Raw genomic sequence first — 12,166 nt, 5'->3', positions numbered from 1 at the left:
TGGAAACCATGGCCCCAGCTGCCATGACATTTGCCCAATCGCTCTCGGACGCCCAGCCCGTCCCCTTCTGGCTGGAAGACCCCGGCAAGCCCGGCGCACTGCCCGCCCTCACCGGTGACGAGCGGACCGATCTGCTCGTCGTCGGCGGCGGCTACAGCGGACTGTGGACCGCGCTGCTGGCCAAGGAACGCGACCCGGGACGGGATGTCGTGCTGATCGAGGGGCGCGAGGTGGGCTGGGCCGCCTCGGGCCGCAACGGCGGCTTCTGCGCCGCCTCCCTCACCCACGGGCTGGGCAACGGACTCGCCCGCTGGCCCGAGGAGTTGGCGCAGCTGGAGGAGCTCGGAGCCCGCAACCTCGACGCCATCGAGGACACGGTCGCCCGCTACGGGATCGACTGCGACTTCGAGCGCACCGGCGAGATCGACGTGGCCACCGAGCCGCACCAGCTCGACGACCTGCGCGAGATGCACGAGGAGGCTTCCCGGCACGGCTTCACCGGACTCGAACTGCTGGACGCGGACGCCGTGCGCGCGGAGGTGGACTCACCGACGTTCCTCGGCGGGCTGTGGGACCGGCGCGGTGTCGCCATGCTGCACCCCGCCAAGCTCGCCTGGGGACTGAAGCAGGCGTGCACGGACCTCGGTGTGCGCATCTACGAGAACACCCGCGGCCTCGAACTGAGCGCGTCCGGTGCAGGGATGGCCGTCCGCACGCCCTACGGCCGGGTCTTCGCCCGCCGGGTCGCGCTCGGCACCAACGTCTTCCCGTCGCTGGTCCGGCGGGTGCGCGCGTACACCGTTCCGGTCTACGACTACGCCCTGATGACGGAGCCGCTCAGCCCTGCGCAGCTCGCGTCGGTCGGCTGGAAGCGACGCCAGGGGCTGGGCGACAGCGCCAATCAGTTCCACTACTTCCGGATCACCGCCGACCAGCGCATTCTGTGGGGCGGGTACGACGCGATCTATCCGTACGGCGGCAAGGTCAGCGCCGAGTTGGACCACAGGCCGGAGACGTATCTCAAGCTAGCCTCGCACTTCTTCCACTGCTTCCCGCAGCTCGAAGGGCTCCGCTTCAGCCATGCCTGGGGCGGTGCGATCGACACCTGCTCGCGCTTCTCGGCCTTCTACGGCAGCGCGCACGGCGGGAAGGTCGCGTACGCCGCCGGTTTCACGGGTCTGGGTGTCGGCGCGACCCGCTTCGGCGCCGATGTGATGCTCGACCTGCTGGCGGGTGAGGAGAGTGAGCGCACCCGGCTGAAGATGGTGCGCACCAAGCCGCTGCCCTTCCCGCCGGAGCCGGTGGCCTGGGCGGGCATCGGCCTCACCAAGTGGGCGCTGGCCAGGGCGGATGCACGCGGCGGCCGGCGCAATCTGTGGCTGAAGGCGATGGACCGGCTCGGTCTCGGCTTCGACAGCTAGGCCCTGTCCGGGTGCCCCTGTGTGTGCCCGTCGCACGCCTTCGATCATTGGTGTGACCCAGCTCACCATCGCTGGGTGCCGAACCCGCGTCATGACCGGAATCCGATCGGCTCTCCCCGTGTGAACGCACCTTTGGTGCACGTGGACGGAAGGCCGGATTCATGGGTGGCTCGGGGGTGCAGGCGGCGGTGGAGTGGCTGGCGGCGGTGGCGCCGGACCCGGACGCCTGCCGGCGGGAATGGGAGCGCGATCCTCTCGGGTTCGCGCTCCTTCCCGCCGGCAGGCTCTGGGACGTACTGGTCCTGCCGGGCGGACTCGGCTGCCGCACCCTTGATGTGATCACCCGCCTGGTGAGCCGGCCCGGGCCCGTCCTCGCCGGCTTCGGTGACGCGCGGACGGGATTCTTCGTACCTCCGGGCACGGCAGAGCACTGGCTCGGCACCGGGGTGCGCACCGTGGGCGGCGGTACCTGGATCGTCGTGCCCTGTCCTGGCCGGACGAGCGGAGCGGTGCACTGGCTGGTCGCGCCGGACGGCGCGGGCACGCTCACGGACGCGTCGCTGCTGGAGCTCGCCCTGCACGAGGCGGCGGCCGCACCGGCCGGCGACGTCGGCAGGTGAACGCCGCGGGAATGTCAGAGGTCTTGACAACCGTATTGGTCTGGACCATGTTGTGCCCGCCAGCGCCACCTCTCCAAAACCCCCATGCCCGGAGGAAGTTGTGCACCGCACCAGACTTACGGCTGCCCTGGCGGCGGCCGTCCTCGCCGCCGGAGGACTCGTCGCCACAGCAACGACCGCCGAAGCGGCCGACGCCGAACTCGCCCGCAACGGAGGCTTCGAGGCCGGGCTGACCGGCTGGAGTTGTACGGCCGGCAGCGGCGTCGTCGTCGGCTCACCCGCCCGCAGCGGCAGCTCGGCCCTCAAGGCCACCCCGGCAGGCAGCGACAACGCCAAGTGCTCCCAGACCGTCACCGTCCTGCCCAACTCCACCTACACGCTGAGTGGTTGGGTGCAGGGCAGCTACGTCTACCTCGGCGCGTCCGGCACCGGCACCACCGATGTCTCCACCTGGACGCCGTCCGCGACGAGCTGGCAGCGGCTCTCGACGACGTTCAGCACCGGAGCGTCGACGACGTCGGTGACCATCTACACGCACGGCTGGTACGGCACTCCCGCCTACCATGCCGACGACATCTCCCTGTTCGGTCCGGGCGGCGGCCCCGTACAGACACCGGCCGCCCCCACCGGACTCAAGGCGGGCATCCCCGGCTCGACCTCTGTGCCGCTGAGCTGGAACGCGTCGTCGGGCGCCACCGGCTACCACGTCTACCGGGGCACCGCACGGGTCGCGACGGTGAGCGGCACATCGGCGACGGTCACCGGACTCACCCCGTCCACGGCCTACAGCTTCCAGGTCTCCGCAGCCAACGAAGCCGGAGAGTCCCCGAAGTCGGCAGCCGTGACCGCGACGACGACGGCGGGCGGCGGCCCCGGCGGCGGCCTGCCTGCGCACGCCCTCGTCGGCTATCTGCACGCCAGCTTCGCCAACGGCTCCGGCTACACACGCATGGCCGACGTCCCCGACTCCTGGGACGTCATCAACCTCGCCTTCGGCGAGCCCACTTCGGTCACCTCCGGCGACATCCGGTTCAGGCTCTGCCCCGTCGCCGAGTGCCCGAACGTCGAGTCCGAGGCCGACTTCAAGGCCGCCGTCAAGGCCAAGCAGGCCGCGGGCAAGAAGGTCCTGATCTCCATCGGCGGCGCCAACGGCCAGGTGCAGCTGTCGACCACAGCGGCGCGCGACGCCTTCGTCACCTCCGTGTCGAACATCATCGACGACTACGGACTCGACGGCCTGGACATCGACTTCGAAGGCCACTCGCTGTCCCTGAACACCGGCGACACGGACTTCCGCAACCCGACGACGCCGGTGGTCGTCAATCTGATCTCGGCACTGAAGACCCTCAAGGCCAAGTACGGCAGCGGCTTCGTGCTCACCATGGCCCCCGAGACGTTCTTCGTACAGCTCGGCTACCAGTACTACGGCTCCGGTCCCTTCGGCGGACAGGACCCGCGAGCCGGCTCGTACCTCCCGGTCATCCACGCGATGCGGGACGACCTCACCCTGCTGCACGTCCAGGACTACAACTCGGGCCCGATCATGGGGCTCGACAACCAGTACCACACCATGGGCGGCGCGGACTTCCACATCGCCATGACCGACATGCTGCTCACCGGCTTCCCCGTCGCGGGCGACCAGTCCAGGTTCTTCCCGGCCCTGCGCCCCGACCAGGTCGCGATCGGACTGCCCGCCTCGACCAACGCGGGCAACGGCCACACCTCGCCCGCCGAGGTGAACAAGGCTCTGGACTGTCTGACCAGGAAGGCCAACTGCGGCTCGTACCAGACCCACGGCACCTGGCCCGCGCTGCGCGGCCTGATGACCTGGTCGATCAACTGGGACCGCTACAGCCAGTGGGAGTTCATGAAGAACTTCGACGCCTACAACTGGAGCTGAGCGGGACGAGCAGCAGCACACAGAGCAGAACGCTGCCGAGGACGTCCAGCGGCCAGTGGTGGCCGCGCAGCACCAGACCGATGCCCGTCGCCGTGGTCAGTACCGCGGCGGCGGGCATCGTCCATCGGCGGCGCAGCCGCGGGGCGAGAAGCAGTGCCGCACCGCAGTAGGCGACCATCGCGGTGGCGGTGTGGCCGGAGGGGTACCAGCCGGTGCCGGGCTCGAGGGGTCCGGTGCGGGCGATCCACATCTTGAGCGGAACGACGGCCGCGGGTACGGCGGCCATGGTCAGGGCGGCGACGAGCCCGGGCAGCCACTGCCGGGTGCGCCAGATCGTGTAGGCGACGGCCGCGGCCAGGACCGGCAGCGCGACGGCCGGGGAGCCGAGATCGGCGAGCGGTTCGGTCAGGGAGCGGGGGGCGTCGCCGAACAGGGCCCGTCCGAGGCGTTCGTCCGCCCGGCGCAGCGGGCCGTGGGCGGTGATCTGCCAGGTGACCAGGGCGAAGAGTGCGGCGCACAGCACCGGTGCGAGGGCCCGGGAAAGCCGAGAGGCCGGTCGCCTCGCAACAGGGGGGGTAGTTGCGAGGCGACCGGTCGGATCGGTTTGCCGCACGCCCCGGGGGGTTTGGGGCGAGCGGCCATCCGATCGGTGAGGAGATTCGGAGCTCGAGGCTCCAGTGGTGTGCGCCAGGGCACGACCAGAACGGGGCTGGGGAGGCTCCGCCCTGGGGTCGTCCGCAGTCTCCTGCGGACGGGGTGTTTCTCTCATCTGCTGAAACCGTACGGCAGTGGCCGGGGGACCGACAGGCGGATCTCCAACCCGCCATCGGCCCCGCACACCTTCTTCACAGGACGTGTCAGACCTGGGCGAAAGCGCTCTCGATGATGTCAAGACCCTCGTTCAACAGGTCTTCGCCGATGACCAGCGGCGGCAGGAAGCGCAGCACGTTCCCGTACGTGCCGCAGGTGAGCACCACGAGCCCCTCGGCGTGGCAGGCCTTGGCGAGTGCGCCCGCCGCCTCCGGGGCGGGCTCCTTGGTCACCAGGTCCTTCACCAGCTCGATGGCGATCATGGCGCCGCGGCCGCGGATGTCGCCGATGACGAATCGATCGTTGTGGGCGAACTTCTCCTGCATCGCGGCGAGGCGGCCCTTCATGATCTCCTCGATGCGCTTGGCCTTGCCGTTGAGGTCCTGCTCGCGCATGGTCTCGATGGAGCCCAGCGCACCGGCGCAGGCCACCGGGTTGCCGCCGTAGGTGCCGCCGAGGCCGCCCGCGTGCGGGGCGTCCATGATCTCGGCGCGGCCCGTGACGGCGGCGAGCGGCAGGCCGCCCGCGATGCCCTTGGCCGTGGTGATCAGGTCCGGGACGATGCCCTCGTCCTCGCAGGCGAACCACTGGCCGGTGCGGCAGAAGCCGGACTGGATCTCGTCGGCGACGAAGACGATGCCGTTGTCGTTGGCGAACTTCACGATCGCCGGCATGAAGCCCTTGGCCGGCTCGATGAAGCCGCCCTCGCCCAGGACCGGCTCGATGATGATCGCGGCCACGTTCTCGGGGCCGACCTGCTTGGTGATCTGGTCGATGGCCTGGGCGGCGGCCTCGGGACCGCAGTTCTCCGGGCCCGTCGGCCAGCGGTAGCCGTACGCCACCGGCACCCGGTAGATCTCGGGCGCGAACGGCCCGAAGCCGTGCTTGTACGGCATGTTCTTGGCGGTCAGCGCCATCGTGAGGTTCGTACGGCCGTGGTAGCCGTGGTCGAAGACGACGACGGCCTGGCGCTTGGTGTACGCACGGGCGATCTTGACGGCGTTCTCGACGGCCTCGGCGCCGGAGTTGAACAGCGCGGACTTCTTGGGGTGGTCGCCCGGGGTCAGCTCGGCAAGCGCCTCACACACCTCGACGTAGCCCTCGTAGGGCGTGACCATGAAACAGGTGTGCGTGAAGTCGGCGAGCTGTGCGGAGGCGCGGCGTACGACGGCCTCGGCGGAGGCGCCGACCGAGGTCACGGCGATACCGGAGCCGAAGTCGATCAGGCGGTTGCCGTCGATGTCCTCGATGATCCCGCCACCCGCGCGAACCGTGAACACGGGCAGCACGGACCCCACCCCGCCGGCCACCGTGGCCGTGCGGCGGGCCTGCAGCTCCTGCGACTTCGGGCCGGGAATGGCGGTGACGACGCGGCGCTCCTGCGGGATTTCGGTCATGAGGGGCTCCTGGGGGTGTTCCGGACGCTTCTTGTTCTTTCCCCGCAGGCTAGGGCGGGTCCAGGGGGTCCGGCATGCTCCGATCGGGAGTGGTGGGCGCGTGTCGTTGTCCTTCACGGACATAGGCGTACGCGAGGATCCCCGCCGGAGCCTTCTAGCCTGCGTCGACGACCGGGACGCCGGGGGCGAAGTGGTCCACCGCCGCGGCCAGGCGGGCCCGGTCCAGACGCCAGCCGTTCACCGCGCGCGACGCCATGGCCACATCGACCGGGACGTTCGGCACGAGGAACCGCATGGCGGCGCGGGCACGCGGACCCTGGCCGGGGCCGGGCAGCGGCGCCGTCCCGTCGTGGCGGGCCACGCCCACCCAAGGCATCGTGGAGTTCTGCACCGCCTGCTGCCAGAGCACGACCGCCGTGATGTCCGCCCAGGGAACGTGCGCGGTGGTCGACCGGTATCGCAGTGGAGCACCGCCGAGGAGTACGCCCGTGCCGTCGACCCGCAGTGCCACCTTGCGGGTCAGCGAGTTGAGCGTCATGACCAGCCCGCCTCCGGCGAACAGCGGTATGCCGAGGAACTGCGCGAGCAGTGGAGTGCCGGGCAGCAGAAGGGCCGCTGTGAAGACGACCGAGATGGTCAGGGCGCCCACCGTCCTGCGGTCCCGGCCGAACCGTGCCTCGTACACCGGTGACTTTGCGTCAGTCATGGGCTGATCATGACAACGCCGGGCGGCCGGGGGGAAGCCCCGGATGTTCCGGTCCTGTCCGTCACCACACGGCCGGAGTCGGTGAACTCCCCACGCGGGGGCACTAGATTGACCCTGCACAGAGCGGGCCTGGCTGGTCAGGGGGCAGCGGTTCATGGAATCCGAAGGCACATTCGACGCGCGCGGCACACGAGCCGATCCCGTGCCGCGGCCCGCCGCGCCGCCGCAGGGTGTGCCGGCAGTGCCGGGCGTGCCTCCCGGAATGCCCGCGCTGCCCGCTCATGCGCCGGTCACCCGCCCTGCCGTCGCGCAGTGGCTGCGCACCCCGAGGCCTCCGGCCGCACCGGGCGTCTGGCGGCTCGGCCACCGTGAGCGGCCGCGGGAAGAGCCGGAACCGGTCCCCGCCCGCCAGCTGTTCAGCGGCGCCTTCATCGCGTACCTCTGTGGCTGGCTGGTCTGGTCGCTGCTGTGGCACGGCTATCTCGAGGGGTGGTGGATCTTCGTCGACGAGTGGTGGCTGCTGCCGATGCTGTGGCTGGTGCCCGACGAATGGAGGTCGGCATCCAGCCCCCACGTGGAGTGGTACGTGGCGGCGACGTATCTCTACGACGCCCTCGTCCTGGGCCTGCTCGCCGTCGGATTCGGCCGCGTCGGCAACTGGCGCGAGATCTGGCAGCGGTACGGCGTACCGCTCTGGCCGCTGTTCGTGCTGCTGCCGGGTGTGTGGCGCGAGATGCCGCGGACCGTTGCATGGCTCACCTGGGTGTCGAACATCTACTACGTACTGCTCGTGGCGGCGCTCGTCGCGGCTGTCGGGCGCATCGGCACATGGCCGCTCGTGCGCCGGCGCATGGGCGAGGCCGCCGCTCCGCCGCCCCCCGCGCCCGGCTCCGACCCCGCCGACTGGCCCGAACTGCGCGCCGCCGGGATGGCCGAGGCGGCAGCACGGCTCGCCGAGGCGACCCGTGCCGGACAGCTCGGCGACGTGGACTACGCCCGGATCCGACGGGCCTGGCAGACGGTGCACGCCAGGCCCGAGCGGCTGCCGGCCTTCGCGGACACCGTGCGCAAGCACGGCGCCGCCGCGTGCGCGCACCCCTCGGGCGTACGGGACCTGCCGGTGCGCACCGCCACGCACGATCTGGCGACCGCCCAGGTCAAGATCGGCACGGCCGTGGACGACACCCGCAACCCCTATGCCCGCCGTACCACGGGTGTCGCGCTCGAACCCGCGCTGCTCGGCACCTCGTTGCTCGCCGTCGGACCCTCCGGCTCGGGCAAGACCGTGCGCCTGGTGCGCCCTGTCGTCGAGTCGCTGTGCCTGCAGGCGCTCGCCAACCGCGCCGCCGTGGTCGCCGTCACCGCCCGGGGCACCACACTGACCCCGGACGACTCCTTCGACCTGGTCATCGCGCCGGGCCGGCCCGACTCCACCCATGACCTCGATCTGTACGGCGGGGCCGACGACGCCGACGAGGCCGCACGCATCCTCGCCGAGGCGCTCGTGGGTGACCTGGTCGCCGACAGCAGGCGTGCGGCCACCGCGCTCGCGCAGCTGATCGGCCCCTACCACCGTGTCCACGGTCATTTCCCGGGCGTACCGGAGCTGCGGGATCTCGTCGGCGGGGCACCCGGCCCGCTGGGGGAGCTGCGCGCCGCGCTCGATGCCGCCGGCGAGGCGTCGCAGCTGCGCGAACTCGACGCCCGCGCACGGCAGTCGGAACGCGCCGACGACATCGGCGTGCTGCTCGCCGAGCGGATCGCCTTCCTCGACCGGCCCGCCTTCGCGGACTTCTTCCGCACCGACGGCGCCGGCCGGCAGTTCTCGCTGAGGGCCATCGAGCACCCTCTGCGCGTCCGCGTCGACCTGCCCGAGCGCGGCCACGCCGAGGCATCCCGGATCATCGCCCGGCTCGTCCTCGCCCAGTTCACCGAGGCCGCCCTCGCGCGTTCGGACCGTTCGCTGTTCGCCTGTCTGGTCCTCGACGACGCGACCTACACCGTCACGGCCGACTCCGTACGGGCCGTCCAGCGTCTGCGTTCCGCTCACGCCGGCGTGGTACTCGCGCTGCGCACCCTGGAGGACGTACCGGAGGCGCTGCGCGATCCGCTGCTCGGCGCGGTCGGCTGCCGCATGGCGTTCGCGGGCCTCGCCCCCTGGGACGGCGGCCGGTTCGCCGAGATGTGGGGCACCGAATGGGTGCAGACCCGCGACGTCACCAACCGGCAGATCGTGTCGGACGAACCTCTGACCAAGGCGCTGCACATGCTGCGCCGCCTGGTCACCGGCAAGGCGACCACCGCCGAGGCGGTCACCGTCCGCGAGGTCGAACGCGCCCGCTGGTCGGCGTCCGACCTGGCCCACGGGCTGCCCGCCGGGCATGCGGTGCTCTCGCTCACGACCGTACGGGGCGAGTACGCACCACCGCTGCTCGTGGATCTGCGGACCTGACCTCCCGACGGCCCCCCGGACTGCTACGCCCTGGCAGAATCGAGGTATGCCGTTCATACGGGACGGCGAAATGCTCCGCACCTCCCGCTCGAAGGGCCCACGGTCCCCATGCCGCCCACGCTCGCCTCGCTCGTCCAGCACTCGGCGCTCAAACTCACCGTGCGCGCCGGCGAGGACCGGCTCGAGGTGCCCGTGCGCTGGGCCCATGTCAGCGAGCTCGCCGACCCCGTGCCCTACATGGAGGGCGGCGAACTGCTGCTCGTCACCGCCATGACCCTGGACGCCGAGGACCCCGAGGCGATGCGCCGCTATGTGCGCAGGCTCGTCGGAGCGGGTGTGGTGGGCCTCGGATTCGCGGTCGGGGTCTACTACGAGGACATCCCGGACGCGCTGGTCGAGGCGGCCAAGGAGGAGGGCCTGCCGCTGCTCGCCGTGCCGCGGCGCACGCCGTTCCTCGCGATCAGCAAGGCCGTCTCGGCCGCGATCGCCGCCGACCAGTACCGGGCCGTGACCGCCGGGTTCGAGGCCCAGCGCGAGCTGACCCGGGCAGCGCTCGCCGAGGGGCCCGACGCTGTGATCGCCCGGCTCGCGGCCCATGTCGACGGCTGGGCCGCGCTGTACGACGCGTCCGGCGCCGTCGTCGCCGCCGCACCGGAGTGGGCCGCACGCCGCGCTGCCCGGCTGACCCACGACGTGGAAAGGCTGCGCGAGCGCGCCGCACCCGCGAGTGCCGTGGTCGGCGACTCGGACGACGACCGGGTCGAGCTCCAGACCCTGGGCACCGGACGCCGGGTGCGCGGCGCGCTCGCGGTCGGTACGGGCGCTCCGCTGGGCACCGCGGAGCGCTATGCCGTGCACTCCGCGGTCGCGCTGCTGACCCTGTCCACCGCGCGCTCCCGCTCGCTCCAGGCGGCCGAGCAGCGCCTCGGTGCCGCGGTGCTGCGGATGCTGCTCTCCGGCCAGCCGGACCACGCGCGGGCGGTCGCCGGTGATCTGTACGGCGGCCTGCTGGACGCCCCCTTCCGGCTGCTCATCGCCGAACCGGCCGGCGAGGTGGACCCCACGGCCGGTCCCCTCCCGGTGCTCACCGAGTCGCTGGAATCGGCTGCCGCGCGGGCCGGTGAGGCACTGCTGGCAGTCCCGGACACCGACGACCGGCTCGTGGTGCTGGCCGCGGACGGCGGCGCCGTGGTCGCGGCGTGCGTGGACGCGTACGGCGACAAGGAGGCCGCGGAAACCGAGATGTACATAGGGTTCTCCGCGCCGACCGGCCCGATCGCGGCGGCCGGGGCGTACAAGCAGGCCGAGCAGGCGCTCTCCGTGGGCCGGCGTCGCGGGCGCGCCCTGGTCGAGCACGAGGAGCTGGCGACAGGCTCGATCCTCCCGCTGCTCGCCGACGACGCCGTACGCGCGTTCGCGGACGGCATGCTCCGCGCTCTCTACGAACACGATGCGACGGGCCGCGGTGACCTGGTCGCCTCGCTGCGCGCCTGGCTCTCCCGGCACGGCCAGTGGGACGCCGCAGCCGCGGACCTCGGCGTGCACCGCCACACGCTGCGCTACCGGATGCGCCGCGTGGAGGAGATCCTGGGCCGCTCGCTGGACGACCCGGATGTCCGTATGGAGCTGTGGCTGGCCCTGAAGACGACGGCCGTTCCGGCCATGGACACGGCCGGCTCGGTGTCCGCCTCGGCGACAACGGAGCCGTCCACGACCCAGTGATCCGGGGCCCCGCGACCCGGAGCGGAAATATTTCCCCTTCCTGTGCCCGGAAGCGGGCATAAATCTGGCAGTTGATTGCTGAAGTATTTAATGTCATGCCCTGTGGTCACCAACTCCAGCACCCCTGAAGCCGGCGCCTCCGCGCCCGGCCGCACCCCGGGCATCACCGCGCCCGCCGCTTCCGGATCCGCCGCCCCCGGCCGCCGGATATCCGGAGCCGTCTGGGCCGCCCTCGCCATCGTCTATGTCGTCTGGGGCTCCACGTACCTCGGCATCCGCATCGTCGTCGAGACCATGCCGCCCTTCCTCTCGGCGGCCGGCCGGTTCGTCGTCGCCGGTCTGCTCCTGGCCGCGCTGGTCGCCTGGAAGCAGGGCGTTTCCGCGCTCAGGGTGACCCGTGCCCAGCTCACCTCCGCCGCGATCGTCGGCCTCCTGCTGCTCCTCGGCGGCAACGGACTCGTCGTCCTCGCCGAGACGACCGTGCCCTCAGGGCTCGCCGCGCTGCTGATCGCCGTCGTGCCCGCGTGGGTGGTCCTCCTGCGCACCGGCTTCGGCGAGCGCCCGGGCCTCGCCGCCTACCTCGGCGTCGCACTGGGGCTCGCGGGACTCGCCGTCCTGACCCTGCCGGGCCTCAGCGGCCAGGTGCGCATCACAGGCGTGCTCACCGTGATCGCCGCCACCGCCATGTGGTCGATCGGCTCCTTCTCCTCGTCGCGCATCCCCATGCCCGCCAATCCGTTCGCGGCCAGCGCGTACGAGATGGTCGCGGGAGGCATCGGCTGCCTGCTGGTCGCCCTCGGCCGGGGCGAGCACCGGGGCTTCGTGCTCGCCGATGTCTCCGGCCGCTCCTGGCTGGCCCTCGCCTACCTCGTCGTCTTCGGCTCGCTGATCGCGTTCACGGCGTACGCCTGGCTGCTGCACTCCGCCCCGCTCTCCTTGGTCGCCACCTACGCCTACGTGAACCCGGTCGTCGCCGTGCTGCTCGGCGCGCTGATCCTCGGCGAGCAGCTGAGCTGGCCGATCGCCGTCGGCGGCACGGTCGTCGTGGCCGGAGTGTTCCTGATCGTGAGTACGGAACGGCGCCGCTGACCTGCGCTTTCGCCAAAGCGTAAGAGAGCGCCCGGTCACTGCTCCACGC

9 protein-coding genes are annotated in these 12,166 nt (G+C 71.6%); 6 read left to right on the top strand and 3 right to left on the bottom strand.

Annotated elements, in window-relative coordinates; genetic code table 11:
• Positions 1-8: 8 nt before the first annotated feature.
• The 3 genes from OHS70_RS10020 (at position 9) to OHS70_RS10010 (ending at position 3,941) form a co-directional block, all read left to right on the top strand.
• Positions 9-1,421, top strand: a complete 1,413-nt coding sequence (locus OHS70_RS10020; RefSeq protein WP_328395854.1) for an NAD(P)/FAD-dependent oxidoreductase — start codon at positions 9-11, stop codon at positions 1,419-1,421.
• A gap of 161 nt (positions 1,422-1,582) precedes the next feature.
• Positions 1,583-2,041, top strand: coding sequence for a hypothetical protein (locus OHS70_RS10015; RefSeq protein WP_328395852.1), 459 nt, complete (start codon positions 1,583-1,585; stop codon positions 2,039-2,041).
• Positions 2,042-2,141: 100 nt separating this feature from the next.
• On the top strand, positions 2,142-3,941 hold the full coding sequence (locus tag OHS70_RS10010) for a chitinase (RefSeq protein ID WP_328395850.1): 1,800 nt from the start codon (positions 2,142-2,144) through the stop codon (positions 3,939-3,941).
• On the opposite strand, the gene OHS70_RS10005 is transcribed toward OHS70_RS10010, so the two are convergent.
• The 3 genes from OHS70_RS10005 to OHS70_RS09995 all read right to left on the bottom strand — a co-directional run bounded on the left by OHS70_RS10005 (position 3,907) and on the right by OHS70_RS09995 (position 6,854).
• Positions 3,907-4,464, bottom strand: a complete 558-nt coding sequence (locus OHS70_RS10005) for a phosphatase PAP2 family protein (protein WP_328395848.1) — start codon at positions 4,462-4,464, stop codon at positions 3,907-3,909. The two genes, OHS70_RS10010 and OHS70_RS10005, sit on opposite strands and share 35 nt — an antisense overlap.
• A 334-nt stretch (positions 4,465-4,798) precedes the next feature.
• Positions 4,799-6,148, bottom strand: coding sequence for a 4-aminobutyrate--2-oxoglutarate transaminase (gabT, locus tag OHS70_RS10000; RefSeq protein ID WP_328395846.1), 1,350 nt, complete (start codon positions 6,146-6,148; stop codon positions 4,799-4,801).
• Between the two features lie 154 nt (positions 6,149-6,302).
• On the bottom strand, positions 6,303-6,854 hold the full coding sequence (locus OHS70_RS09995; protein WP_328395844.1) for a hypothetical protein: 552 nt from the start codon (positions 6,852-6,854) through the stop codon (positions 6,303-6,305).
• A 154-nt stretch (positions 6,855-7,008) separates the two neighbouring features.
• Here OHS70_RS09995 and OHS70_RS09990 point away from each other — a divergent pair, with 154 nt between their 5' ends.
• The 3 genes from OHS70_RS09990 (at position 7,009) to OHS70_RS09980 (ending at position 12,117) form a co-directional block, all read left to right on the top strand.
• A complete protein-coding gene (locus OHS70_RS09990) occupies positions 7,009-9,306 on the top strand; it encodes an ATP/GTP-binding protein (protein WP_328395842.1) in 2,298 nt (765 codons plus the stop codon).
• 108 nt (positions 9,307-9,414) lie between these two features.
• Positions 9,415-11,028: a PucR family transcriptional regulator gene (locus tag OHS70_RS09985; RefSeq protein ID WP_328395840.1), complete on the top strand. Its 1,614-nt coding sequence runs from the start codon at positions 9,415-9,417 to the stop codon at positions 11,026-11,028.
• 90 nt (positions 11,029-11,118) lie between these two features.
• Entirely contained in the window at positions 11,119-12,117 is a 999-nt protein-coding gene (locus OHS70_RS09980) for an EamA family transporter (RefSeq protein ID WP_443062588.1), read from the top strand.
• Positions 12,118-12,166: the final 49 nt, after the last annotated feature.

The organism is Streptomyces sp. NBC_00390 (genome assembly GCF_036057275.1).
In the GTDB taxonomy this organism is placed as follows: Bacteria; Actinomycetota; Actinomycetes; order Streptomycetales; family Streptomycetaceae; genus Streptomyces.
This window is presented reverse-complemented; position numbering and strand designations above follow the sequence as displayed.